We start from the raw sequence: 21,920 nt of genomic DNA on the forward strand, positions 1-21,920 counted from the left end.
GTTTTCAGGCGAAGGAATTGAGCGGATGTATGATTTCGTGATTATCGGCGGCGGCATCATCGGCATGTCGACCGCCATGCAGTTAATTGAGATTTACCCGGACGCCCGCATTGCGCTGCTGGAAAAAGAGTCCGGCCCGGCCTGCCATCAGACCGGCCACAACAGCGGCGTGATCCACGCCGGGGTGTATTACACCCCCGGCAGCCTCAAGGCGCAGTTTTGCCTCGCCGGCAACCGCGCTACCAAGGCCTTTTGCGAGCAGAACGGCATCCGCTATGACGTCTGCGGCAAGATGCTGGTCGCCACCTCGCCGCTGGAGATGGAGCGGATGCGCGCCTTGTGGGATCGCACCGCCGCCAACGGCCTGCAGCGGGAATGGCTAAGCGCCGGGGAGCTACGCGAGCGCGAACCGAACATCAGCGGGCTCGGCGGGATATTCGTCCCTTCCAGCGGCATCGTCAGCTACCGCGACGTGGCGGCGGCGATGGCGAAGAACTTCGAATCGAAAGGCGGCGCCATTGTCTACAACGCCGAAGTCAGCGCCCTGAAAGAACACGCCAGCGGCGTGGTGATCCGCACCCGTCAGGGCGGTGAGTATGAGGCCTCGACGCTGATTACCTGCTCCGGGCTGATGGCCGATCGGCTGGTGAAAATGCTCGGCGTCGATCCCGGGTTTATCATCTGCCCGTTCCGCGGGGAGTATTTCCAGCTTGCCCCGCAGCACAATCAGATCGTCAACCATCTGATCTATCCGATCCCCGATCCGGCGATGCCGTTCCTCGGCGTCCACCTGACCCGCATGATCGACGGCAGCGTCACCGTCGGCCCCAACGCCGTGCTGGCCCTGAAGCGCGAAGGCTATCGCAAGCGTGATATCTCGCTGGCCGATACCCTGGAGATCCTCACCTCGCCCGGCATCCGCCGGGTGCTGCAAAACAACCTGCGCTCCGGACTGGGCGAAATGAAGAATTCGCTGTGCAGAAGCGGCTATCTGCGGCTGGTGCAGAAATACTGCCCGAGCCTGACGCTCAGCGATTTACGCCCGTGGCCGGCCGGCGTGCGGGCGCAGGCGGTGTCGCCGCAGGGCAAACTGATCGACGATTTTCTCTTTGTCACCACCGCGCGTTCCATTCACACCTGTAACGCGCCGTCGCCGGCGGCGACGTCGGCTATCCCGATCGGCGCGCATATCGTCAGCAAGGTGCAGACCCTGCTGGCCAGCCAGAGCAATCCCGGACGCACGCTGCGTGCGGCACGTAGCGTGGAGACACTACACGCCGCTTTTACCCGTTAACCCCCTGAAGACAGGAAGCGATTATGCAACTCAACGATATGACTCTGTTTCGCCAGCAGGCGCTGATTGATGGTCAGTGGCGCGATGCGCCCAACGGCGACGTGATTGCGGTGACCAACCCGGCCAACGGCGAGCAGCTCGGCAGCGTGCCGAAAATGGGCGCCGACGAAACCCGACAAGCGATCGAGGCCGCTAACCGCGCCCTTCCCGCCTGGCGTGCCCTCACCGCCAAAGAGCGGGCGAACATTCTGCGCCGCTGGTTCGATCTTATGATGGAGAATCAGGACGATCTCGCTCGTCTGATGACCCTCGAGCAGGGGAAACCGCTGGCGGAAGCCAAAGGTGAAATCAGCTACGCCGCCTCCTTTATTGAGTGGTTCGCCGAAGAAGGTAAGCGCATTTACGGCGACACCATTCCTGGCCACCAGGCCGACAAGCGCCTGCTGGTGATTAAGCAGCCCATCGGCGTTACCGCCGCCATCACCCCGTGGAACTTCCCGGCGGCGATGATCACCCGCAAAGCGGGCCCGGCGCTGGCTGCGGGCTGCACCATGGTCCTGAAACCGGCCAGCCAGACGCCGTTTTCCGCGCTGGCGCTGGCCGAACTGGCCAATCGCGCCGGGATCCCCGCCGGGGTGTTCAACGTGGTCACCGGCTCAGCCGGCGCGGTCGGCGGCGAACTGACCAGTAACCCGCTGGTGCGCAAGCTCTCCTTTACCGGCTCGACCGAGATTGGCCGCCAGCTGATGGAGCAGTGCGCGAAAGACATCAAAAAAGTCTCCCTGGAGCTGGGCGGCAACGCGCCGTTTATCGTCTTCGACGATGCCGACCTCGACAAAGCCGTCGAGGGGGCGCTGGCGTCGAAGTTCCGCAACGCCGGGCAGACCTGCGTTTGCGCCAACCGCCTGTACGTCCAGGATGGGGTATATGACCGTTTCGCCGAGAAGCTGCAGCAGGCGGTGGAAAAACTGCGCATTGGCGACGGCCTGCAGGACGGGGTCACCACCGGCCCGCTGATCGACGAGAAAGCCGTCGCCAAAGTTGAAGAACACATTGCCGACGCCATCGCCAAAGGCGCGAAGGTGGTCACCGGCGGCAAACCGCACGCCCTGGGCGGCAACTTCTTCCAGCCGACCATCCTGGTCAACGTTCCCGACAGCGCCAAAGTGGCGAAAGAGGAGACCTTCGGCCCGCTGGCCCCGCTGTTCCGCTTTAAAGATGAAGCCGACGTCATTGCCCAGGCCAACGATACCGAGTTCGGCCTCGCCGCCTATTTCTACGCCCGCGATCTGAGCCGCGTTTTCCGCGTCGGCGAAGCGCTGGAGTACGGCATCATCGGCATCAATACCGGCATTATCTCCACCGAAGTCGCCCCGTTCGGCGGCGTTAAGGCCTCCGGCCTCGGCCGCGAAGGGTCGAAGTACGGTATCGAAGACTACTTAGAAATCAAATACATGTGTATTGGCCTTTAACAGGAGTGTCGGATGAACAGCAATAAAGCATTAATGGCGCGTCGCAGCGACGCGGTCCCGCGCGGCGTCGGCCAGATCCATCCTATCTTCGCTGAGCGCGCGGAGAACTGCCGGGTGTGGGACGTCGAAGGGCGGGAATATCTCGATTTCGCCGGCGGTATCGCGGTGCTCAATACCGGCCACCTGCATCCGCAGATTGTCGCCGCCGTGGAGGACCAGCTGAAAAAGCTGTCCCATACCTGCTTCCAGGTGCTGGCCTACGAGCCCTACCTGGCGCTGTGCGAAAAGATGAACCAGAAGGTGCCAGGTGATTTCGCCAAGAAAACCCTGCTGGTCACCACCGGGTCGGAAGCGGTGGAGAACGCGGTGAAGATCGCCCGCGCGGCAACCGGGCGCAGCGGCGCTATCGCCTTCACCGGCGCCTATCACGGCCGTACCCACTACACCCTGTCGCTGACCGGTAAAGTGAATCCTTACTCCGCCGGTATGGGCTTAATGCCGGGCCACGTCTATCGCGCCCTCTACCCGTGCGCGCTGCACGGCGTCAGCGATGACGAGGCGATCGCCAGCATCCATCGCATCTTCAAAAACGATGCCGCGCCGGAAGATATCGCCGCCATCATTATCGAGCCGGTGCAGGGTGAAGGCGGATTCTATGCCGCCTCCCCGGCCTTTATGCAGCGCCTGCGCGCCCTGTGCGACGAGCACGGCATTATGCTCATCGCCGATGAGGTTCAGAGCGGCGCGGGCCGCACCGGTACCCTGTTCGCCATGGAGCAGATGGGCGTCGCGGCGGATATCACCACCTTCGCCAAATCCATCGCCGGCGGTTTCCCGCTGGCGGGCGTCACCGGCCGTGCGGAGGTGATGGACGCCATCGCCCCCGGCGGACTGGGCGGCACCTATGCCGGCAACCCCATCGCCTGCGCCGCCGCCCTGGCGGTATTGCAGATTTTCGAGCAGGAAAACCTGCTGGAAAAAGCCAACCAGCTCGGCGATACCCTGCGCCAGGGCCTGCTGGCGATCGCTGAAGATCATCCGGAGATCGGCGATGTCCGCGGTCTGGGAGCGATGATCGCCATCGAGCTGTTTGAAGAAGGCGACCACAGCAGACCGAATGCAAGACTCACGGCGGATATCGTCGCCCGCGCGCGCGACAAAGGCCTGATCCTGCTCTCCTGCGGGCCGTACTACAACGTACTGCGCATCCTGGTGCCACTGACCATCGAAGAGGCGCAGATCGAGCAGGGGCTGAAGATCATCGCCGACTGCTTTACCGAGGCGAAACAGGCATAAAACAACAGATATGCGGACACGAAGTACGTTAGTAAGGGAATGAAGACGAGACCTGCAAAACAACAATAATACGCGTGCCCCGGCGCGGGAATGTCGGGGCGCTCTCCCAGGTGACACACTTCGAGAGGGTAAATGATGGGGCAACTGTCGCAATCACAGGATTTAGGGGCGGGACTGAAGTCGCGCCACGTCACAATGTTATCTATCGCCGGGGTGATCGGCGCGAGTTTATTTGTCGGATCCAGCGTCGCCATTGCCGAGGCGGGCCCGGCAGTGCTGCTGGCCTATCTGTTTGCCGGGCTGCTGGTGGTGATGATTATGCGTATGCTGGCCGAAATGGCGGTCGCCACGCCGGATACCGGCTCCTTTTCCACCTATGCTGATAAAGCCATCGGCCGCTGGGCGGGGTATACCATCGGCTGGCTGTACTGGTGGTTTTGGGTCCTGGTTATTCCGCTGGAAGCCAATATCGCGGCGATTATTTTGCATTCATGGGTGCCGGGCGTCCCGGTGTGGTTGTTCTCCCTGGTCATCACCCTCGCCCTCACCGGCAGTAACCTGCTGAGCGTCAAAAACTACGGCGAATTCGAGTTCTGGCTGGCGCTGTGCAAAGTGGTCGCTATTCTGGCGTTTATCGTACTGGGCGCGGTCGCCATTACCGGTTTTTATCCCTATGCCGAGGTGAGCGGCATTTCGCGGCTGTGGGATCACGGCGGCTTTATGCCCAACGGCTTCGGCGCGGTGCTCAGCGCGATGCTGATCACCATGTTCTCGTTTATGGGCGCGGAGATTGTCACCATTGCCGCCGCCGAATCGGATACTCCGGATAAACATATCGTGCGCGCCACCAACTCGGTGATCTGGCGTATCTCTATTTTTTATCTGTGCTCGATCTTTATCGTCGTCGCTCTCATCCCGTGGAATATGCCGGGGCTGAAGAGCATCGGCTCCTACCGCTCGGTGCTCGAGCTGCTGCATATTCCCTATGCCAAGCTGATTATGGACGGCGTGATCCTCCTGTCGGTCACCAGCTGTCTGAACTCGGCGCTGTATACCGCTTCGCGGATGCTCTACTCCCTGAGCCGCCGCGGCGATGCGCCGGCCATCATGGGCCGGACCAACCGCAGCAAAACGCCGTACGTGGCGGTGCTCCTCTCCACCGGCGCGGCATTCCTCACCGTGGTGGTAAACTACTACGCGCCTGCCAAGGTGTTTAAATTCCTCATCGACAGCTCCGGCGCCATCGCCCTGCTGGTCTATCTGGTGATCGCCGTTTCGCAACTGCGGATGCGCAAAATCCTTCAGGCGCAAGGCGGCGAGATCCGTCTCAGAATGTGGCTCTATCCGTATCTGACCTGGCTGGTGATCGCCTTTATCACCTTCGTGTTGGTGGTGATGCTGTTCCGTCCGGCGCAGCAGCTGGAGGTGATCTCTACCGGCCTGTTAGCATTGGGAATTATTTGTACGGTACCGATTATGTCGCGCTGGAAAAAGCTGGTATTGTGGCAAAAACTGCCGCTGCAAAATACGCGTTAACCCTCTTCCCGGCGCCCGCCGGGAAGAGTATTCAGGAGTAAGAACATGACCGCCATTTCCCAGGCGACGGCCATTGACGGGTACCGTTGGTTAAAAAACGACATCATCCGCGGGGTCTACCAACCCGATGAGAAGCTGCGGATGAGCCTGTTGACCTCGCGCTATGCCCTGGGGGTCGGTCCGCTGCGCGAGGCGCTTTCGCAGCTGGTGGCCGAGCGGCTGGTGACGGTGGTCAATCAGAAAGGCTATCGGGTAGCGCCCATGTCGGAACAGGAGCTTCTCGATATCTTCGACGCGCGCGCCAACATGGAAGCCATGCTGGTGCGCCTCGCCATTGAGCGCGGCGGCGATGAGTGGGAAGCCGAGCTGCTGGCCCGCGCCCATCTGCTCAACAAGCTGGAGTCGTGCGAAGCGAGTGAGCACTTACTCGATGAATGGGACCAGCGCCATCAGGCATTTCACACCGCCATCGTCGCCGGCTGCGGTTCGCAGTATCTGCTGCAGATGCGCGAACGGCTGTTCGACCTGGCGGCCCGCTACCGCTTCATCTGGCTGCGCACCACTGTGCTGTCGGTGGAGATGCTGGAAGATAAGCATGTCCAGCATCAGACTCTGGTGGACGCTATTCTGGCGCGCGACGCTGAACAGGCCAGCGCGCTGATGCGCGAGCACTTACTGACTCCGATCCCGATTATTCAGCAGGCGATGGCCGGCAAGCTGCAGCCGCAGGTAGTGTGAGTCAGGCGGCGGGGTAGAAAGTACGGGGATGCCGGCAACGTCTTCGTCACGCTCCTCCACGCCGCACGGGCGTGGAGAAATCGTATCCGTAGATCAATCAGGCCCGCAGACGAACCGGCTCGCTGAAATCGTCGGCCGGTTCCAGCTTCAGATTAAAGGTGGTCAGCAGCGCTGCCGCGCGCTCGTGAAACTCGCGCAGCGTTTTTTCCAGTCTGTCGCTCACTTCCGGGTCGTCAATGTCGACCGCCTGCCATGACCCTTCTTTATTGAACAGACCAAACTGGTAGCTATAGGTGAAACGTGACTCTTGTGCTTCCATTTCCATCCACCAGCCCCAGAATTCACGCTTCTCCGGCGCGGGCTTAACATTGACGCAAACTGCCAGGCAATCGAAAAAGAAACGGTTGTCATGGCACTGCTCTTCGCGAATGTAAGGCCCTAGCGCCGTGAATTTCTTGATCAACTTACTTTTCAGGTGTCCACTCGGTAACGTCATTGCGATCTCCTTTAGTGATGCAACTGTTTTACCAAACCAATAGAATTTAGCAATAAATTAACCAAATCTATGATTGATCCAGCGGGCGATCTGTCGCAATGCGTGATCAAAATTGCGATACACCGGGTTAAACGGGATCTCCAGCAGTTTGCCATCGGCAGATGACGAGGTGATTAACCGCGACTCCTCTTCAGGGCTGAACGGATCATCCTTCCAGAAGCCGGAGAGCATCGGCGTCGGGCAACGGCGCCCCAGCAGTCCCTGGGTTTTGAGCGAATAGCGATTGAGCTCCACGCGCAGCGCTTCATCGGATGCGTCATGCATGCCCAGCCGCGAGGCCAGCACGTCGAGGTACATCTCCGGCACGCGCCCCTGATGCAGGGGATCCACCAGCAGACCGTGGACCACCGGCCCCAGACAGGCTACGGCCTTCAGCCGCTGCGGCTCCAGGTAACCGAGACGCACCGCGATATTGGCGCCAAAGCGGAAGCCGAAGGCGGCGACCCGGGTATGGTCAATCCACGGCACATTTTCCAGATGGCGCAGCGCGTGCTGATGCAGCAGGCTGGTGTCCTGATTCAGCGTCCATTTTGATGAGAAGCCGATGGAGGGCATATCAAGGGTCAGCATGGCAATGCCGAGCGGTGAGAAGTAGTTTTCATACAGGTTGTAATAATCGGTCTGCAGCGAGTCCAGCCCCCCGCACATCAGCACCGTCGGAAACGGCCCCTCGCCTTTCGGCATATGCAAAAAGCCGGTTATCGGCGAGCCGCCAGGGATAGTAAACTCCAGCTCGCGCAGGGCGCCAGGCAGTCGCTGGGCGGCCTCTTCATACGCCCGGTTGGCTAAAGCCTGCGCCTGTTCCGCCAGCTCATCGCCTTTGATATGCGGATAAGCGGCAATGCTGTACAGGTTCGAAGCATGCAGCCAGTGGCGGCCGCTCAGCAAAGGATCGGCTTCCTGCCCGGCCTTTTGCTGCCACTGCATGGCTTCTTTCGCCCACTCAAAAATCCAGTTGCCGCCGCGATAGCCGATAACGGTATCGAACAGCTCGGGATCGGTTCGTTCGGCCTCGCTCATCACAATGCGCGCTTGCACATCGAGGATCTCCTGCGGGGTTACGCCGCGCCAGATCCACATTAAGCGATTGATCAGACGGTACCAGTGATCGACGTGATTGCCGCTCAGCGCTGACTGCATCGCCTGGGGTTTTCCGGCAGAAAACCGGCGCACCAGCGTAGAGGTTTCGGGATGTTTGAAGCGAGGTTTAAACAGCGTTTCGCTAAGGTTAGCCTGTGACATGTGCAGTCTCCGTCGTAGTGCCACTCCGGATATTGTAACCTGCTAAAGGATAAAAAAAACCACGCCCGGCAAGCCGGGCGTGGTAAATAGCACTGTCCTGAAGAATTAACGACCTGCGATAGGCGGTACAAACACCACGCCCATATCCCACGGCTGTTCAATCCAGGTATCCTGCGGAATATCAACCACGTAATCATCCACCAGCGGACGGCCTGCCGGTTTGGCGAAAATGGTGACAAAGTGCGCTTTGGGATACATTTCGCGGATCGCCACAGCGGTCCCGCCGGTATCCACCAGATCGTCGATAACGATAAAGCCTTCGCCATCGCCTTCCGCACGTTTCAGCACTTTCAGCTCGCGCTGGTTATCATGGTCGTAGCTGGAGATGCATACGGTATCAACATGACGAATGCCCAGTTCACGCGCCAGTAACGCTCCCGGTACCAGTCCGCCGCGGCTAACGGCAATAATGCCTTTCCATTGCTCAACCGGCAGCAGACGGCTGGCCAGTTTGCGGGCGTGAATCTGCAACATGTCCCAGGTGACGACGTATTTTTCGCTCATGTGAAGTGTCCCAGCCTGTGTAATACGGCTTAAATAATGTTCGAGGGGGAAAATGGTTGCGCGAGATTATAGAGATCTGACGCACTAAAAACCAGTGTTAAGCGGTTTGCGCAACGCTTTTTGCGTTGTTTACACTACCTGCGGCGGTGGAAAGTGGTATTCTCAACCCCATCGCGCAAGCCCGGGCTTGTTGTGTATTTTAACGCTAACCCTCGTCCTGCAACCGCTGTATGCAGGAGTCTGTAAGGAGACTTACCGTGTCTGAACTGTCTCAACTATCCCCGCAGCCGCTTTGGGATATTTTTGCCAAGATTTGCTCCATCCCGCACCCGTCCTATCACGAAGAACAGCTCGCCGAGCACATTATGGGTTGGGCAAAAGAAAAAGGCTTACACGCGGAACGCGACCAGGTTGGCAACATTCTGATTCGTAAAGGCGCGACTGCCGGTATGGAAAACCGTAAGCCGGTAGCGCTGCAGGCGCACCTCGATATGGTGCCGCAGAAAAATAACGACACCGTCCACGACTTCGCCAAAGATCCGATTCAGCCGTACATTGACGGCGAATGGGTGAAAGCGCGCGGCACCACGCTGGGCGCGGACAACGGTATCGGGATGGCGTCCGCACTGGCGGTACTGGCCGACGACAGCGTCGCTCACGGCCCGCTGGAAGTGCTGCTGACCATGACCGAAGAAGCCGGCATGGACGGTGCCTTCGGTCTGCAGGCCAACTGGCTGCAGGCCGATATCCTGATCAACACCGACTCCGAAGAAGAAGGCGAAATCTACATGGGTTGCGCCGGCGGGATCGATTTCACCTCTAACCTGGCGCTGACCCGCGAAGCGATTCCGGCCGGGTTCCAGAGCTTTAAAGTCACCTTAAAAGGGCTGAAAGGCGGCCACTCCGGCGGTGATATTCACCTTGGTCTGGGTAACGCCAACAAGCTGCTGTCGCGCTTCCTCGCCGGCCACGCCGATGAGCTGGATCTGCGTCTGGTCGATTTCAACGGCGGCACGTTGCGCAACGCCATCCCGCGTGAAGCTTACGCTACTGTCGCCGTCGCCGCGGATAAAGCCGATGCGCTGAAAGCGCTGGTGAATACTTACCAGGCGCTGCTGAAAAACGAGCTGGAGGCCAAAGAGAAGAACCTGGTGGTGCTCGTGGAAGCGGTCGATAACGACAAAGCGGCGCTGACTCAGGCTTCCCGCGACACTTTCATCCGTCTGCTGAACGCCACGCCGAACGGGGTTATCCGCAACTCTGACGTGGCGAAAGGCGTAGTGGAAACTTCGCTGAACGTCGGCGTCGTCACCATGACCGATGACAACGTACAGATCCACTGCCTGATCCGCTCGCTGATCGACAGCGGTAAAGACTACGTGGTCAGCATGCTGGATTCTCTGGGTAAGCTGGCGGGGGCGAAAACCGAAGCCAAAGGCGCTTACCCTGGCTGGCAACCGGACGCCAATTCGCCGGTGATGCACCTGGTGCGCGAGACCTATCAGCGTCTGTTCAACAAGACGCCGAACATCCAGATCATCCACGCCGGTCTGGAATGCGGCCTGTTCAAAAAACCGTATCCGGAAATGGACATGGTCTCCATCGGGCCGACCATTACCGGTCCGCACTCTCCGGATGAGCAGGTACATATCGAAAGCGTCGGCCAGTACTGGACGCTGCTGACCGAGCTGCTGAAAGCCATTCCGGCTAAATAAGCACCACCACCGGCGGCAGTCCGCCGCCGGTTTTTCACCCGCCTCACCTTAGCGACCCGCGCTTTCCATCCGGTAGTTAATAAACCACTCTCCGCGCGCCGCTACCCGCTGCTCAGCCACCACCTTAAAGCCATGGGCTGTAAAACAGGGTTTTGCCGTAATGCTGGCGTCCACCGTCAGGATTTGCGCAGGATACTGAGCGCAGAGCGCCTCGATAAGCGCGCCGCCGATACCCTGCCGGCCATGATCCGGCGAGACGAAGAGTAAATCGATATGCGTCCCGATGGCGGTGATAAAGCCAACCGGTTGATGCTCTACTTCCGCCACCAGCCCGATTGAATCAGCCAGCTTTTGCCGCCAGCGCGTCTCATCCACCTGCGCCCAGGCCGCAATCTGCGCCGGGGTATAGTCCCGGCTGGCCGTTTCCCGCACCGCGCGCAGAAAGATCTGGCAGAGCAGTGGTAAATCGCTGTCGTGGTAAGGGCGAATGTGCATGGTTAAATCCCTAATAAAAGCTGCCTTTCCAGCTGCGGATCGAGCAGCGTTACGTGGAGCCCAACCAGACGCACGCCACGTCCGCCACGGCGCTCATCCCAGGCCTTGTGCGCGGTGGCAATCAGATCCGCTTTGTTCAGCCGCGGCCAGACGTGCTCCTGGGTGGTCAGCTGGAAGTCATTGAATTTCAGTTTAATCCCCTGACGGGCGATCAGCAGGTCCGGTTTAACCTTCGCCAGCCGGCGCTCCAGCTCCGGGTAGAGGTTTTCGATTATCGCTTCGCACTCCGGCCATTCGTGAATATCTTCCGCCAGGGTGCGCTCCACGCCCACCGACTTGCGCTGGCGGTCGTTATGGATTTCCCGCTCATCAATCCCGTGGCTGCGCTCCCACAAAATACGGCCAAATTTACCGAAGCGCTTAAGCAGCATGGCCAGATCGCTGTTCTGCACATCGCCACAGGTACGCAGGCCCATATTTTCCAGCTTCGCTGCCGATACCTTCCCGACGCCGGGTATTTTCGCCAGCGGCAGCGCCCGCACAAACTCAGCCACCTGATGGGGAGCGATAACGAACTGGCCGTTGGGTTTATTCATGTCAGAGGCGATTTTGGCAAGAAACTTTACCGGCGCGACCCCCGCCGAGGCGGTGAGGCGCAGCTCCCGTTCAATGGTTTCGCGGATCTCCTGGGCTATCAGGGTGGCCGACCCGTGACAATGCACGCTGTCGCTGACGTCAAGATAGGCTTCATCCAGCGACAGCGGCTCAATGCGCGAGGTGTAGCGGGAGAAAATTTCGCGGATATGGTTCGAGGCTTCTTTGTAGGCATCGAAGCGGCCGGGAAGCAGTGTGAGATGCGGGCACAGCTTGAGCGCTGTCGCCGTCGGCATAGCGCTGCGCACGCCAAACTTGCGCGCAGGATAGTTCGCGGTACTAATCACGCCACGCTGTACCCGACTGCCGCCTATTGCGAGGGGGATATCGCGCAACGCCGGGTTGTCGCGCATCTCCACCGCCGCAAAGAAACAGTCCATATCGACATGGATAATTTTACGCATCGTCAGACTCAACACTGTATACCCATACAGCATAGCAAAACTCGCTGCGAATTTGATGCTTTTTTTATTTCATCGGCTAAAAAAGCGGTCAAAACATAAAAATGCAATGAATTATGTTTATTTTCATAAAGTTAACCAATGAATCTGGAAGGTGTAATCATGAAGAAAATACTTACCGCACTTTGCCTGCTGGCCACCGCCGGCGCCTGGGCAGCCCCACAGCTGATTGCCCACCGCGGCGGCACCGGCGATGCGCCGGAAAATACCCTGCCAGCGATCAAGCTGGCGCTGGAGAATAACGCTGAGGCCATCTGGGTCACCGTGCAGTTAAGCCGCGACGGCGTGCCGGTGCTCTACCGGTCAAGCGATCTTTCCGCATTGACCAATAGCGAGGGCAAAGTTTCCAGTTTGACCGCCGCCGAGCTGGCGAAAGTCGATGCCGGCTGGAAATGGGGTGATGACAGCCACCCCTGGCGTGGCAAGCTGGCCACCATTCCCACGCTGCAAGCCGTTTTGCAGCAATGGCCGCACACGTTCTTCTACATCGACATTAAATCTCCTGATGCCGACCCGACCGTGATGGGCGAGCGCCTGCTTGCGGTGTTAAAAGCCACGCACAGCCTCAATCGCGTACGGGTCTATTCCACCGAAGACCGCTATATCGCCGCGCTGCCGCCGGCTATTCCCCGCTTCGTCACCCGTAGCGAAACCCGCACCAGGCTCGCCAGTATTTCGCTCAGCCATCAGTGCCAACCTGCCAGCCAGCGCAAAGGCGAACAGTGGTATGGGCTGGAGCTGAAGCGCAAGGTAGAGGTGGTGGAGAAATTCACCCTTGGAGAAGGGATCTCCCCGGCGACGCTCACCTGGGATAAAGAGGCGATGGATTGCTTCCGCTCGCAGGGCAAAGCGCACATTATCTTCTTCGGCATCAACAGTGCGGAAGATTACCGCACGGCGAAGGCGCTGGGCGCTGACGGCGTGATGGTTGATTCCCCGGCGCAGGCGAAAAGCTGGCAGTAAGGGCGCAAAGGGATAAAAAAGGCCGCGAAAGCGGCCTCACGTTGCTGGCATGTTGTTGCCGGGTGGCGGCTAGCGTCTGACCCGGCCTACAAAACCGAAGCAGCAGGCCCGGCAAGCGCAGCGCCTCCGGGCCAAAATGGCCAAAGATTACAAAATACGCCGCTGCTGGCGCTGCGCCTCGCGGGCGAGACGTTTCTTACGCGCGTCGCAGGGCTCAGGACAGTCGCAAACTTTCTCCAGCCCCAGCGAGGAGATCCCGCCGCAGCTGCCCTGAATGCTCTTGCGCTTCACCAGGTAGCCCAGCGACATCCCGAGGATCACCAACGCAAAAATCACAAAGGTTGCGACAAACACCGTCAGCATCGTCAGCCTCCAAAGTCGTCGAGCAGAATATTCTCGTCCTCGACGCCCAGATCCTTCAGCATCTTAATCACCGCGGCATTCATTACCGGCGGCCCGCACATGTAGAACTCGCAGTCTTCCGGCGCCGGGTGATCGCGCAGATAGTTCTCGTACAGAACGTTATGGATAAAGCCGGTATGCCCCGTCCAATTATCTTCCGGCAGCGGATCGGAGAGCGCGACGTGGAAGGTAAAGTTCGGGTTATCCCGCGCCAGCTGTTCAAACTCATCATCGTAGAACATCTCGCGCAGCGAGCGCGCTCCGTACCAGAAGCTGATTTTGCGTGTGCTGTGCAGGCGCTTGAGCTGGTCGAAAATATGCGAACGCATCGGCGCCATCCCGGCGCCGCCGCCGATAAACACCATCTCGGCGTCGTTTTCTTTGGCAAAGAACTCGCCGAACGGCCCGGAAATCGTCACCTTATCGCCCGGCTTCAGCGACCAGATATAGGACGACATGATCCCCGGCGGGGCATCCGGCACCTTCGGCGGCGGCGTCGCAATGCGCACGTTGAGCATAATGATACCCTTCTCTTCCGGATAGTTAGCCATCGAGTAGGCGCGCAGGGTCGGCTCTTTCACCTCAGAGACGTAGCGGAACAGGTTGAACTTGTCCCAGTCCGAGCGGTATTCATCCGGAACATCGAAGTCAGCATAGGCCACTTTATGCGGCGGGCATTCGATCTGAATATAGCCCCCCGCGCGGAACGGCACCACCTCCCCCTCCGGGATCCGCAGCTTGAGCTCTTTAATGAAAGTGGCTTTGTTATCATTGGAGATAACTTCACACTCCCATTTTTTCACACCGAAGATTTCCTCCGGTAGCTCAATCTTCATGTTCTGCTTCACCGCGACCTGGCAAGCCAGACGGCAGCCGGCTTTGGCTTCACGTTTGGTAATATGCGAAAGCTCGGTCGGCAGGATATCGCCGCCGCCCTCTTTGATAGTCACCCGACACTGGCCGCAGGAGCCGCCGCCGCCGCAGGCGGAGGAGACAAAAATCCCGTTGCTCGACAGCGTGTTCAGCAGCTTATCCCCCGCCGGGGTGCGGATCTGCTTATCCGCTTCGTTATTGATCTCAATAACCACGTCGCCCGCGTTCACCAGCTTTGAGCGCGCTGCCAGGATAAGCCCCGACAGCACCAGCACAATCAGCGTGAACATCACGACGCCAAGAATAATTTCCATACTTATTCGCCCTTATAGCTGCACGCCGGAGAAGGACATAAAGCCCAGCGCCATCAACCCGGTGGTGATAAAGGTGATCCCTAACCCGCGCAAGCCGGCAGGCACGTTGGCGTACTTCATCTTTTCGCGGATCCCCGCCATCGCCACAATCGCCAGCATCCAGCCGATGCCGGAGCCGAAGCCGTAGACGATGGATTCCGGGAAGTTGTAATCACGCTGCACCATGAACGACACACCGCCAAAAATCGCGCAGTTAACTGCAATCAGCGGCAGGAAGATCCCCAGCGCGTTGTATAGCGCCGGGAAGTACTTATCGAGGATCATCTCGAGGATCTGCACCAGCGCGGCGATCACCCCGATAAAGGTGATGAAGTTCAGGAAGCTGAGGTCCACCCCTTCCACCAGCGCGCCGTCGCGCAGCACCAGGTTATACACCAGGTTGTTGATCGGTACGGCAAGACCCAGCACCACCGTCACCGCAACGCCGAGGCCGAAGGCGGTGGAGACCTTTTTCGACACCGCGAGGAAGGTACACATCCCGAGGAAGAAGGCCAGCGCCATGTTCTCAACGAACACCGCGCGGACAAACAGGCTAATGTAATGAGCCATCATCGATTACTCCTTTTCCTGCTGTTCAGGCTTCCAGCTACGCAGGGCCCAGATCAGCAAACCGATAATGAAGAACGCGCTCGGCGCCAGCAGGAACAGGCCGTTCGGCTGATACCAGCCGCCGTTCTGCACCGTCTCCAGCACCGTGATCCCGAACAGCTTGCCGCTGCCGATAAGCTCGCGCAGGAAGCCGACGATAATCAGGATCGCGCCGTAGCCGAGACCGTTGCCGATACCGTCCATAAAGCTGGCCAGCGGCGGCGACTTCATGGCGTAAGCTTCGGCGCGGCCCATCACGATGCAGTTGGTGATGATAAGCCCGACGAATACCGACAGCTGCTTGGAAGTCTCATAGGCGAAAGCCCGCAGTAGCTGATCCACCACGATAACCAGCGAGGCGATGATCGCCATCTGCACGATGATGCGCACGCTGTTGGGAATGTGGTGGCGGATCATCGAGATAAACATGCTGGAGAACGCCGTCACCAGGGTTACCGCAATGGTCATCACGAAGGCGGTTTCCAGTTTAGTGGTGACCGCCAGCGCGGAACAGACGCCCAGCACCTGCAGGGCGATGGGGTTATTGGCAATGAGCGGGCCCACCAGCACGCGCTTCACCTCTTTCATATCGCTCTGTTCAGCCATTGTTCAGCCCTCCTTCACGCACCTTTTTCAGGAACGGACCAAAGCCCAGTTCACCCATCCAGAAATCGAAGCTGTGCTGTACGCCATTTGACGTCAGCGTGGCGCCCGATAAGCCATCAACCGCATGCAGGTCACCAGCGCGCGCGCCGCCTTTGACCACTCTCAGCGCCGGCATGCCGTTGTCATCCAGCACCTGCTTGCCGACAAACTGCTGGCGCCAGTTCGGGTTCTCCACTTCGCCGCCCAGCCCCGGCGTTTCGCCCTGATCGTAGTAAGTAATGCCTTTTACCGTGCGGCCATCGACGTCCAGCGCCACGAAGGCATACATCATCGACCACAGGCCATTGCCATAAATGGGCAACACCACCTGCTCAATCTTCTGCTGCGCGTCACGCACCAGGTAGATTTCCGCCAGGTTGCTGCGGCGTTTTATCCCGGCCGGATCCTGGCTGGCGTCCAGCGCCATACTCTGTTGCGGATCCTTCAGCGCCTGGGCCTGATTGAATTTTGACGGGTCTTTCTCCAGAAGCTCACCGGTCGCCAGATTCACCAGTCGCGGCGAAATGCGCGCCGCGAAGGTGTCGGCGACCGCATCAGCATCCATGCCGGGCTGCATCAGGCCGGACACCGCCAGGATATTACGCTGCTTATCCAGCGCCCGTTGCGCCTGCTGGCGGGATTTCAGCCCCACGGCCGAGCCCGCTACTACAATGGAGCAGACCAGACAAAGCACCAGCACAACCAGCAGCGTTTTGCCGATGCTATCGTTACTTTTCTTCTCAGCCACGCGACTTCCTCCGCTTAATATTGGCCTGCACCACCAGGTAGTCGAACAGCGGTGCGAAGAGGTTGGCGAAGAGGATCGCCAACATCATCCCTTCCGGATAAGCCGGGTTCACCACGCGGATCAGCACGCACATCACGCCGATCAGCACGCCGTAACTCCATTTCCCTTTATCAGTAAACGAGGCGGATACCGGGTCCGTCGCCATAAACATCATGCCGAAGGCAAAGCCGCCGAGCACCAGATGCCAGTACCATGGCATAGCGAACATCGGGTTGGTGTCGGAGCCGATAACGTTAAACAGGGTGGCGGTGGCGATCATGCCGATCATGACCCCGGCGACGATGCGCCAGGACGCGACGCGGCCAAAGAGGATGATCGCGCCGCCGATCAGGATCATCAGCGTGGAGACTTCGCCAATCGAGCCCGGAATATTACCGAGGAAGGCGTCCATCCAGCTCACCGGGATGCCGGTAGCGACGTTCACCAGCGCTTCACCGCCGCCGCTGGCCCACTGAGAGAGCGGCGTAGCGCCGGAGAAACCGTCCGCTGCCGTCCACACCAGGTCGCCGGAGATCTGTCCCGGATAGGCGAAGAACAGGAACGCGCGCCCCGCCAGCGCCGGGTTGAGGAAGTTGCGCCCGGTGCCGCCGAAGATCTCCTTAGCGATCACCACCCCGAAGGAGATCCCCAGCGCCGCCTGCCACAGCGGCAGCGTGGGCGGGACGATCAGCGCAAACAGAATCGAGGTGACAAAGAAGCCTTCGTTGATCTCATGCTTGCGCACGATAGCGAACAGCACTTCCCAGAAGCCGCCGACGATAAAGACGGTGATATAGATAGGCAGGAAGAAGACCGCGCCTAAGGTCATCATGCTCAGCCAGCCGGCGTCGACGCTGAAGCTCACCCCTAACCACTGGGCGACGCTGTAGTGCCAGTTGTTGGCGATCGCCTGCTGCAGTTGTTCGGCGCCGTAAAGCTTATGCAGCGCCGGAATGGTCTGCAGCCCAACGTTGTACATGCCCCAGAACATTGCCGGGAATACGGCAAACCACACGAGGATCATCATCCGCTTGAGGTCGATGGCGTCGCGCACGTGCGCCGCGCCGCGGGTGACCTGGCCTGGAGTGTAGAAGATGGTCGCCGCCGCCTCATACAGCGGGTAATATTTTTCCAGCTTGCCGCCGTGCGTGAAATGCGGCTCAAGTTTTTCAATCAGATGCTTTAAGCCCATCTCTTATCCTTCCTGCTCAATCCGGGTTAATACGCTGCGCAGCGCCGGGCCATATTCATACTTCCCGGGGCAGACGTAGGTGCAGAGCGCCAGATCTTCTTCATCCAGCTCCAGACAGCCCAGCGCCTGAGCGCTGTCGGTGTCCCCGGCCAGCAGATCGCGCAGCAGTATGGTCGGCAGGATATCCAGCGGCATCACCCGTTCGTAGTTGCCGATCGGCACCATCGCCCGCTCGCCGCCGTGGGTATCGGTGGAGAAATGAAAGCGCTTGCGCTTGAAGAAATGGCCTAGCGTAGTGCGGGTAATCGAGAACTTCTCTTTGCCCGGCATCACCCAGCCAAACAGCTCTTTTTCCCGACCTTCGCGAACCACGCTCACCTGCAGATGGAAACGCCCGAGGAAGGCGTGGGGGCCGTGGGCGCGGGTACCGCTGAGCACCGAGCCGGAAATGACGCGGTTTTCCCCCTCCTCCAGCTCGCCCGCCAGCAGATCGTCCAGACTGGCGCCCAGCGTCGTTTTGACCAGCCGCGGCGACTTCACCTGCGGGCCGCCGAGCGCAATCACCCGCTCGCAGTTCAGCTCACCTTCAAGGAAAAGCTTACCAATGGCGATCGCGTCCTGATAATTGAGGTGCCAGACCTGCTTATTCAGGCTCACCGGCTCCAGAAAGTGAATATGCGTTCCCGGCAGCCCCGCCGGGTGCGGCCCGGTGAACTGGTTAAAACAGACCTGGCCAGCTGGATGACCGCCGAGCTTACCGCCGCTGGGCTGGCAGACGTGGACTTTCCCGTCGGTCAGACGCGTCAGCACGGTAAGGCCGGCGTCGAAAGCGGCCCGTTCGGCCAGAATAATCGGCTGCGGCTCCGCCGCCAGCGGATTGGTATCCATGGCGTTAACAAAGATAGCAGCCGGCACGCTGCCCGGGCGCGGCGTTTTACTGAATGGCCGGGTGCGCAGCGCCGTCCACAGGCCCGACGCCAACAGCTGCTGCTGCACGGTGTCGCGCGGCAGTTCAGCCAGCGCGTCCGCGGCGTAACGGGTAAACGCCACCGCGTCATTGCCCTCGATATCAATCACCACCGACTGCAACACGCGCCGTTCACCGCGGTGGATCGCGCTGACGACCCCGCTCGCCGGGGCGGTAAAGCAGACGCCGGGGATCTTTTTATCTTCGAACAGGATCTGACCTTTTTTGACCCGATCGCCTTCTTTGACCGCCATGGCGGGACGCATGCCGACGTACTCTTCTCCGAGTAGCGCGACGCGCTTCACCGCTGGCGCGGAAGAAATCTGCTGTAATGGCATGCCAGCTATGGGCAAATCCAGCCCTTTCGTGATTTTAATCATATCGTTAGCAGGTATCCGTAACCTCAACCCCGACGCAGGCCGGGGCCAGCTTATTGACAGAATGGTAGAGAAGAAAGGGCAAAACGGCGCCAGTAGCGCTCAGGACGGAAGAGAAGCATCCTTTCTTACTCTGGTGATGAACCGGCGCAAGTGTAACATTTCGTGAGCGGCGGCTGTAGCGCAAGGGGCGATAAGTGCTTCTAAAATGCGAGCTATTGCGCAAAGTTCTCACTGTGTTTTCGTCGCCGTCAGGGTATAAAGTGAGGCGGAATTGTAAACGCCGCCACGTCGCCCTTGCGAAAAAATGCCGTGATGCTAATGTGAGCGCTCTAAATCCAGAAAACTCTGATTTCGGGTCTCTCTTGCCGTCCTGGCAATGTGGCTATTTTGTTTTATCAAGGAACAAGCAGTATGCGCAAAATCGCATTATTTATTGCGATGCTTCTGCTGCCGTGCGTGTCATTTGCCGGGCTGCTCAGCAGCAACAGCCCGACGACGCCGGTTAGCAAAGAATATAAGCAGCAATTAATGGGTTCACCGGTTTACATTGAGATCTTTAAAGAAGAGCGCATGCTCGACCTTTACGTCAAAATGGGTGAGACCTACCAGCTCCTCGACAGCTATCGGATCTGCAACTACTCCGGTGGCCTGGGCCCGAAACAGCGCCAGGGCGATTTCAAGAGCCCGGAAGGGTTCTATAACGTCACCCGCAGCCAGCTCAAACCCGACAGCCGCTTCTATAAAGCGATTAATATCGGCTTCCCGAACGCCTACGATCGCGCCCATGGTTATGAAGGGAAATACCTGATGATCCACGGCGACTGCGTTTCTATCGGCTGCTACGCCATGACCGACCGCGGGATCGATGAGATCTTCCAGTTCGTGACCGGCGCCTTAGTCTTCGGTCAGCCAAGCGTGCAGGTGAGTATCTATCCGTTCCGCATGACCAATGCCAATATGGAACGCCACAAATACTCCTACTATGCGGATTTCTGGAAACAGCTAAAGCCTGGCTATGATTATTTCCAGCAGACCCACAAACCGCCGATCGTATCAGTGACCGACGGCCGCTATGTGGTGAGCAAGCCGCTCAGCCACGAGGTTGTCCAGCCGCAGCTGGCCTCAAACTATACGCTCCCCGAGACAAAATAACGCCCACTCGCCTGGCATGATCTTATGCCAGGTTTCATTGGCCGTAAGCGGCTGCGTGGCGATAACCGTGACCACATCGTTGGGTGTGGTCTCGCGTTGAAAGTCGATCTCCACATCCTGGTCCAGCAGTTTTGCCACGCCGAACGGCGCCCGCCGGGTGATCCAGTGCAGGTTGGTCGAGCAGAACGCCATCACATAGCGTCCGTCCGACAGCAGCATATTGAACACCCCTTTCTCACGCAGCTCCCCCGCCAGGGTGGCGATATACTTAAATACGCCCAGCATATTGCCCGGCGTACGCGGGTAGCGCTCGGTTAAGCGGTGCAGCAGCCAGCAGAAGGCCTTTTCACTGTCGGTTTCACCTACCGGGTGGAAATTGCCGGTTTTCAGCGATTTATAGCCTTTGAGCTGCCCGTTGTGCGCGTAGGTCCAGTTGCGCCCCCACAGCTCGCGGGTGAACGGATGCGTATTCTCCAGGGCCACCATCCCGCGGTTGGCCTGACGAATATGCGCGACGACGGAACAGGACTTAATCGGGTAATCCTGGACCAGTTTCGCGATCGGCGACTGAAAGCTCGGCTGCGGATCTTTGAATGTGCGACAGCCTTTGCCTTCATAGAAGGTGATGCCCCAGCCGTCTTTATGCGGCCCCGTCCCGCCTCCGCGCTGTACCAGCCCGGTAAAGCTAAAACAGATATCTGTTGGCACATTGGCGCTCATCCCGAGCAGTTCGCACATAGATCACCTCACCATCACAAATCACGACGGCGCCAAAGCGAGGCCGCCGTCAACAGTACACACTCACCTGCCTGTTAGCCTTTCGCCATCTCTTTTTCGATCAGCATAATCAGGATATGGATCACTTTGATGTGGATCTCCTGAATGCGGTCGGCGTAGCCAAAGTGCGGCACGCGAATTTCAACATCGGCGCTACCGGCCATTTTACCGCCGTCTTTACCGGTCAGGGTGATCACTTTCATCCCCTGCGCCCGCGCGGCTTCAATGGCCTTGATAACGTTGCCGGAGTTGCCGGAGGTGGAGATGCCAAGCAGCACATCGCCCGCGCGGCCGACGGATTCAACGTAGCGGGAGAATACATACTCATAGCCAAAATCATTGCTCACACAGGAGAGATGGCTGACGTCGGAGATCGCAATGGCCGGATAACCCGGGCGGTTTTCGCGATAACGTCCGGTCAGCTCTTCCGCAAAATGCATCGCATCGCAATGGGAACCGCCGTTACCGCAGGACAGCACTTTACCACCCGCCTTAAAGCTATCCGCCAGCAGGACAGCGGCACGCTGGATAGCATGGATATTGGCTTCGTCCTGCAGAAAGTTAGCCAGCGTTTCCGCGGCTTCGTTCAGTTCGTTACGAATAAGATCCTGGTACATGAGGATAATCCTTCAGTATGAGTGGAATAACCCTGGCAGTGTACCGGATAGCCGCCGAAGCGAGAAGCAGCAGGCAGCGTTATCCCCCGCCCTTTTGATTTTATGTGCCGCTTTTGCATACAACAATGTGAGCAAGGTTGTAATTATTTTGTAAACACATTGCTAAATAAAAAAGCATGC

22 protein-coding genes are annotated in these 21,920 nt (G+C 58.9%); 8 read left to right on the forward strand and 14 right to left on the reverse strand.

Annotation, left to right across the window (positions count from 1 at the left end; genetic code table 11):
- Positions 1–25: 25 nt before the first annotated feature.
- From lhgO to csiR, 5 genes are all read left to right on the forward strand, one after another.
- A complete protein-coding gene (gene lhgO, locus ABLV76_RS18875) occupies positions 26–1,294 on the forward strand; it encodes an L-2-hydroxyglutarate oxidase (RefSeq protein ID WP_017901317.1) in 1,269 nt (422 codons plus the stop codon).
- 23 nt (positions 1,295–1,317) lie between these two features.
- A complete protein-coding gene (gabD, locus tag ABLV76_RS18880) occupies positions 1,318–2,766 on the forward strand; it encodes an NADP-dependent succinate-semialdehyde dehydrogenase (protein ID WP_004204664.1) in 1,449 nt (482 codons plus the stop codon).
- A 12-nt stretch (positions 2,767–2,778) separates the two neighbouring features.
- The gene (gene gabT / locus ABLV76_RS18885) at positions 2,779–4,062 is read left to right on the forward strand and encodes a 4-aminobutyrate--2-oxoglutarate transaminase (protein WP_004204663.1); all 1,284 of its coding nucleotides are present in this window, start codon (positions 2,779–2,781) and stop codon (positions 4,060–4,062) included.
- 135 nt (positions 4,063–4,197) lie between these two features.
- Positions 4,198–5,598: a GABA permease gene (gene gabP / locus ABLV76_RS18890; protein ID WP_004204661.1), complete on the forward strand. Its 1,401-nt coding sequence runs from the start codon at positions 4,198–4,200 to the stop codon at positions 5,596–5,598.
- A 45-nt stretch (positions 5,599–5,643) separates the two neighbouring features.
- On the forward strand, positions 5,644–6,336 hold the full coding sequence (csiR, locus tag ABLV76_RS18895; protein ID WP_004204660.1) for a DNA-binding transcriptional regulator CsiR: 693 nt from the start codon (positions 5,644–5,646) through the stop codon (positions 6,334–6,336).
- Positions 6,337–6,433: 97 nt separating this feature from the next.
- On the opposite strand, the gene crl is transcribed toward csiR, so the two are convergent.
- From crl to gpt, 3 genes are all read right to left on the reverse strand, one after another.
- Positions 6,434–6,832: a sigma factor-binding protein Crl gene (gene crl / locus ABLV76_RS18900; protein WP_002889793.1), complete on the reverse strand. Its 399-nt coding sequence runs from the start codon at positions 6,830–6,832 to the stop codon at positions 6,434–6,436.
- Positions 6,833–6,889: 57 nt separating this feature from the next.
- Positions 6,890–8,134, reverse strand: coding sequence for an esterase FrsA (gene frsA, locus ABLV76_RS18905; protein WP_042937964.1), 1,245 nt, complete (start codon positions 8,132–8,134; stop codon positions 6,890–6,892).
- Between the two features lie 105 nt (positions 8,135–8,239).
- Positions 8,240–8,698: a xanthine phosphoribosyltransferase gene (gpt, locus tag ABLV76_RS18910; protein WP_002889733.1), complete on the reverse strand. Its 459-nt coding sequence runs from the start codon at positions 8,696–8,698 to the stop codon at positions 8,240–8,242.
- Positions 8,699–8,955: 257 nt separating this feature from the next.
- Between gpt and pepD the strand changes: the two genes are divergently transcribed.
- Positions 8,956–10,413, forward strand: a complete 1,458-nt coding sequence (gene pepD, locus ABLV76_RS18915) for a cytosol nonspecific dipeptidase (protein WP_004204643.1) — start codon at positions 8,956–8,958, stop codon at positions 10,411–10,413.
- Positions 10,414–10,461: 48 nt separating this feature from the next.
- Here the strand turns inward: pepD and ABLV76_RS18920 are convergent, their stop codons facing one another.
- Both ABLV76_RS18920 and dinB read right to left on the reverse strand, forming a co-directional pair.
- Positions 10,462–10,908 carry a GNAT family N-acetyltransferase gene (locus ABLV76_RS18920; protein ID WP_023319792.1) on the reverse strand — a complete coding sequence of 149 codons (447 nt, stop codon included), beginning with the start codon at positions 10,906–10,908 and terminating at the stop codon, positions 10,462–10,464.
- Between the two features lie 2 nt (positions 10,909–10,910).
- Positions 10,911–11,966, reverse strand: a complete 1,056-nt coding sequence (gene dinB / locus ABLV76_RS18925; RefSeq protein ID WP_004204641.1) for a DNA polymerase IV — start codon at positions 11,964–11,966, stop codon at positions 10,911–10,913.
- A gap of 159 nt (positions 11,967–12,125) precedes the next feature.
- Between dinB and ABLV76_RS18930 the strand changes: the two genes are divergently transcribed.
- Positions 12,126–12,986: a glycerophosphodiester phosphodiesterase family protein gene (locus ABLV76_RS18930; protein WP_064190134.1), complete on the forward strand. Its 861-nt coding sequence runs from the start codon at positions 12,126–12,128 to the stop codon at positions 12,984–12,986.
- Between the two features lie 147 nt (positions 12,987–13,133).
- On the opposite strand, the gene nqrM is transcribed toward ABLV76_RS18930, so the two are convergent.
- From nqrM to ABLV76_RS18965, 7 genes are read right to left on the reverse strand one after another with little or no spacing between them, the layout of a single operon-like run.
- Entirely contained in the window at positions 13,134–13,349 is a 216-nt protein-coding gene (gene nqrM, locus ABLV76_RS18935) for a (Na+)-NQR maturation NqrM (protein WP_004204638.1), read from the reverse strand.
- Between the two features lie 2 nt (positions 13,350–13,351).
- On the reverse strand, positions 13,352–14,575 hold the full coding sequence (nqrF, locus tag ABLV76_RS18940; RefSeq protein ID WP_348878418.1) for an NADH:ubiquinone reductase (Na(+)-transporting) subunit F: 1,224 nt from the start codon (positions 14,573–14,575) through the stop codon (positions 13,352–13,354).
- Positions 14,576–14,587: 12 nt separating this feature from the next.
- The gene (gene nqrE / locus ABLV76_RS18945; protein ID WP_004177335.1) at positions 14,588–15,184 is read right to left on the reverse strand and encodes an NADH:ubiquinone reductase (Na(+)-transporting) subunit E; all 597 of its coding nucleotides are present in this window, start codon (positions 15,182–15,184) and stop codon (positions 14,588–14,590) included.
- Positions 15,185–15,190: 6 nt separating this feature from the next.
- A complete protein-coding gene (locus ABLV76_RS18950) occupies positions 15,191–15,829 on the reverse strand; it encodes an NADH:ubiquinone reductase (Na(+)-transporting) subunit D (RefSeq protein WP_002889716.1) in 639 nt (212 codons plus the stop codon).
- Entirely contained in the window at positions 15,822–16,616 is a 795-nt protein-coding gene (locus tag ABLV76_RS18955; RefSeq protein ID WP_032455592.1) for a Na(+)-translocating NADH-quinone reductase subunit C, read from the reverse strand. The genes ABLV76_RS18950 and ABLV76_RS18955 overlap by 8 nt, the downstream gene beginning before the upstream one ends.
- Complete coding sequence (locus tag ABLV76_RS18960) at positions 16,609–17,847, reverse strand: NADH:ubiquinone reductase (Na(+)-transporting) subunit B (RefSeq protein ID WP_165708278.1); 1,239 nt, start codon at positions 17,845–17,847, stop codon at positions 16,609–16,611. The genes ABLV76_RS18955 and ABLV76_RS18960 overlap by 8 nt, the downstream gene beginning before the upstream one ends.
- Positions 17,848–17,850: 3 nt before the next feature.
- Positions 17,851–19,194, reverse strand: coding sequence for a Na(+)-translocating NADH-quinone reductase subunit A (locus ABLV76_RS18965; RefSeq protein WP_004204633.1), 1,344 nt, complete (start codon positions 19,192–19,194; stop codon positions 17,851–17,853).
- 411 nt (positions 19,195–19,605) lie between these two features.
- Between ABLV76_RS18965 and dpaA the strand changes: the two genes are divergently transcribed.
- Positions 19,606–20,346: a peptidoglycan meso-diaminopimelic acid protein amidase gene (dpaA, locus tag ABLV76_RS18970; RefSeq protein WP_032455591.1), complete on the forward strand. Its 741-nt coding sequence runs from the start codon at positions 19,606–19,608 to the stop codon at positions 20,344–20,346.
- On the opposite strand, the gene ABLV76_RS18975 is transcribed toward dpaA, so the two are convergent.
- Together ABLV76_RS18975 and lpcA are read right to left on the reverse strand one after the other, a co-directional pair.
- A complete protein-coding gene (locus ABLV76_RS18975) occupies positions 20,317–21,084 on the reverse strand; it encodes a class II glutamine amidotransferase (RefSeq protein WP_004204630.1) in 768 nt (255 codons plus the stop codon). The two genes, dpaA and ABLV76_RS18975, sit on opposite strands and share 30 nt — an antisense overlap.
- Before the next feature lie 74 nt (positions 21,085–21,158).
- Positions 21,159–21,740, reverse strand: a complete 582-nt coding sequence (gene lpcA, locus ABLV76_RS18980; RefSeq protein ID WP_004145825.1) for a D-sedoheptulose 7-phosphate isomerase — start codon at positions 21,738–21,740, stop codon at positions 21,159–21,161.
- Between the last annotated feature and the right edge of the window lie 180 nt (positions 21,741–21,920).

The organism is Klebsiella sp. GB_Kp047 (genome assembly GCF_040065235.1).
GTDB lineage: Bacteria > Pseudomonadota > Gammaproteobacteria > Enterobacterales > Enterobacteriaceae > Klebsiella > Klebsiella quasipneumoniae.

Bases quoted from the DNA above. Each gene is read 5' to 3' on its own strand.
- lpcA (WP_004145825.1), bottom strand. From the start codon at position 21,740: ATGTACCAGGATCTTATTCGTAACGAACTGAACGAAGCCGCGGAAACG.
- ABLV76_RS18975 (WP_004204630.1), bottom strand. From the start codon at position 21,084: ATGTGCGAACTGCTCGGGATGAGCGCCAATGTGCCAACAGATATCTGT.
- ABLV76_RS18965 (WP_004204633.1), bottom strand. From the start codon at position 19,194: ATGATTAAAATCACGAAAGGGCTGGATTTGCCCATAGCTGGCATGCCA.
- gpt (WP_002889733.1), bottom strand. From the start codon at position 8,698: ATGAGCGAAAAATACGTCGTCACCTGGGACATGTTGCAGATTCACGCC.
- nqrE (WP_004177335.1), bottom strand. From the start codon at position 15,184: ATGGCTCATTACATTAGCCTGTTTGTCCGCGCGGTGTTCGTTGAGAAC.
- nqrF (WP_348878418.1), bottom strand. From the start codon at position 14,575: ATGGAAATTATTCTTGGCGTCGTGATGTTCACGCTGATTGTGCTGGTG.
- ABLV76_RS18960 (WP_165708278.1), bottom strand. From the start codon at position 17,847: ATGGGCTTAAAGCATCTGATTGAAAAACTTGAGCCGCATTTCACGCAC.
- lhgO (WP_017901317.1), top strand. From the start codon at position 26: ATGTATGATTTCGTGATTATCGGCGGCGGCATCATCGGCATGTCGACC.
- ABLV76_RS18950 (WP_002889716.1), bottom strand. From the start codon at position 15,829: ATGGCTGAACAGAGCGATATGAAAGAGGTGAAGCGCGTGCTGGTGGGC.
- csiR (WP_004204660.1), top strand. From the start codon at position 5,644: ATGACCGCCATTTCCCAGGCGACGGCCATTGACGGGTACCGTTGGTTA.
- dpaA (WP_032455591.1), top strand. From the start codon at position 19,606: ATGCGCAAAATCGCATTATTTATTGCGATGCTTCTGCTGCCGTGCGTG.
- ABLV76_RS18920 (WP_023319792.1), bottom strand. From the start codon at position 10,908: ATGCACATTCGCCCTTACCACGACAGCGATTTACCACTGCTCTGCCAG.
- gabT (WP_004204663.1), top strand. From the start codon at position 2,779: ATGAACAGCAATAAAGCATTAATGGCGCGTCGCAGCGACGCGGTCCCG.
- ABLV76_RS18930 (WP_064190134.1), top strand. From the start codon at position 12,126: ATGAAGAAAATACTTACCGCACTTTGCCTGCTGGCCACCGCCGGCGCC.
- frsA (WP_042937964.1), bottom strand. From the start codon at position 8,134: ATGTCACAGGCTAACCTTAGCGAAACGCTGTTTAAACCTCGCTTCAAA.
- dinB (WP_004204641.1), bottom strand. From the start codon at position 11,966: ATGCGTAAAATTATCCATGTCGATATGGACTGTTTCTTTGCGGCGGTG.
- gabD (WP_004204664.1), top strand. From the start codon at position 1,318: ATGCAACTCAACGATATGACTCTGTTTCGCCAGCAGGCGCTGATTGAT.
- crl (WP_002889793.1), bottom strand. From the start codon at position 6,832: ATGACGTTACCGAGTGGACACCTGAAAAGTAAGTTGATCAAGAAATTC.
- nqrM (WP_004204638.1), bottom strand. From the start codon at position 13,349: ATGCTGACGGTGTTTGTCGCAACCTTTGTGATTTTTGCGTTGGTGATC.
- gabP (WP_004204661.1), top strand. From the start codon at position 4,198: ATGGGGCAACTGTCGCAATCACAGGATTTAGGGGCGGGACTGAAGTCG.